Below are 1,953 nucleotides of genomic sequence, written 5' to 3'. Positions count from 1 at the left end.
CCATCCACCCCGAAGGCGGCACCCTGCACCTGCCGGTCCGCACCCCGGACCCCGCCCTGGACGGCGCACCGACGCCGCCGCCGCGACCCGACCCGCCGAGCCCCTTCGACGTGGTCGACGTCCCCGCCACCCGCACCATCACATGGGACCCGGTCACCCGCACGCAGGTGGTCGAGATGACCTTCTCCGACGGCACCACCACAGACCACACCGACGGCCTGACCCGCACCGAGACCGAACTGAACCGCTTCCACCTCACCGAGACCGACCCGCAGTCCGCAGTCGTGGAGTGCGAACGCACCGACGCCATCGGCCGCGGAGCGTGGCAGACGGAGGTGCGGACGTTCTCGCGGATGACGTGTACGGAGACTGAGTTCCTGGTGGTGGACCGGCTGGTCGCTTACGAGAACGGGGTTGAGGTCTTCACGAAGAGCTGGACCACCTCGGTGCCTCGGGATTTGGTCTGACCTCGTCCAATCTGTGGGCAGCTAATGCCACAATGCGCGCATGCCAGTGACGTTCGGAGAGATCGGCAACTACCGCGAGGGGGCTACCTTCACGGATCGCGCAGAGCTCATGAAAGCCGGTCTGCACACCAAGAACCAGGATGGTATCTCCGGCGACCCGGATAGGGGCGCGGACGCCATCGTCGTCTCAGGCGGCTACACCGACGACGTCGACGACTTCGACGTCCTCGTCTATACCGGTCACGGCGGTCAGAACGAGAACCGCACGCGTCAGGTCACCGATCAAGTCATCGGCGGCCCGAAGGGCCGGGGTAACGCCGCCATGGTGCGCAGCCACCGCGAGGAAATCCCCGTTCGAGTGATCCGCGGCCCCCGCACCCGCAAATCCGACACCATCCGGCCAGCGACCGGCTACCGCTACGACGGCCTTTACGTCATCGAGTCCTACGGCAGCGCGCCCAGCATCCATGGACCGCTGGTGTGGAAGTTCCGGATGCTGAAGCTGACCCCAGTCGAGCGCTCGATCGCAACGATGGTGGCGCAGAAGACCCCCCAGCGAGCGCCGACGACCGTCAACCGCATCTTGCGCGATGTCGAACTGGCCCAAAGCATCAAGCAGAAGTACGACCACATGTGCCAGGTCTGCGGCATCCAGATCGAGATCGATGGCGGCTACTACAGCGAAGGCGCCCACATCCACGCCCTCGGCTCGCCGTACAACGGCCCCGATATCGCTGGCAACATCCTTAGTCTCTGCCCGAACGACCACGTCCGCCTCGACAACGGCGCGATCTACCTCAGCGACACCTTCGAGGTCATCCGCGCCTCCGACGGCACTGTCCTGGACCAGCTTCGCATCAAACCCGGACACACAATCGACCCGGATTGCATCCGAAAGCACCGCGAGCGATTCCGACACTGAAACGCCGAATAGCGCCAGGAATGCCGAAAGGCCCGCCTTCCGGAGAAGGCGGGCCTTTTCACGAGCGTCGGGGTGACAGGATTTGAACCTGCGGCCTCTACGTCCCGAACGTAGCGCGCTACCAAGCTGCGCCACACCCCGATCGTGCGTGGACAGTCTACCCAAACGTGGCCGGATAGCGAAAACGACTTAACCACGCAGGTCAGGGCGTCGTGTGCAGGGTCATGATCGGGGGGTCAGGGTCAGGAGGGTGGCCTCCGGGGGGCAGCAGAAGCGGACTTGGGCGAAGCGGCTGGTGCCGCAGCCGGCTGAGACGTGGAGGTGGGATTCCGCGTAGGTGGACAGGCCGGCGGCTCGGCGGCGGTCGAGGTCGCAGTTGGTCACCAGGGCGCCGTAGAGGGGGAGGCGGAGTTGGCCGCCGTGGGTGTGGCCGGCCAGGATCAGGGGGAGGCCGTCGGCTGACATGGCGTCTAGGACGCGGCGGTAGGGGGCGTGGACTACGCCGATGGTCACGTCGGTGCCGGGGAGGGTGCGGGCGGCGCTGTGGGTGCCGGAGGTGGTGGG

The 1,953-nt window shown here is 66.4% G+C and carries 1 protein-coding gene, 1 tRNA gene and 2 pseudogenes; 2 read left to right on the top strand and 2 right to left on the bottom strand.

Annotated features, from left to right (window positions below):
- Positions 1 to 467: pseudogene (locus GWK61_RS54295) on the top strand (CocE/NonD family hydrolase); the annotation flags it as partial.
- 40 nt (positions 468 to 507) lie between these two features.
- Positions 508 to 1,389 (top strand): YDG/SRA domain-containing protein, encoded by an 882-nt coding sequence (locus GWK61_RS54290; RefSeq protein WP_194922244.1) that lies wholly within the window; start codon positions 508 to 510, stop codon positions 1,387 to 1,389.
- Positions 1,390 to 1,456: 67 nt separating this feature from the next.
- Here GWK61_RS54290 and GWK61_RS54285 read toward each other — a convergent pair.
- Both GWK61_RS54285 and GWK61_RS54280 read right to left on the bottom strand, forming a co-directional pair.
- A tRNA-Pro gene (locus GWK61_RS54285) sits at positions 1,457 to 1,530 on the bottom strand.
- Between the two features lie 81 nt (positions 1,531 to 1,611).
- Positions 1,612 to 1,953, bottom strand: a pseudogene (locus tag GWK61_RS54280) (metallophosphoesterase); the annotation flags it as partial.

This window comes from Catenulispora rubra (assembly GCF_015356825.1).
In the GTDB taxonomy this organism is placed as follows: Bacteria; Actinomycetota; Actinomycetes; order Streptomycetales; family Catenulisporaceae; genus Catenulispora; species Catenulispora rubra.
Note: the sequence above shows the minus strand (reverse complement) of the source record. Positions and strands in the feature narration are given on the sequence as shown.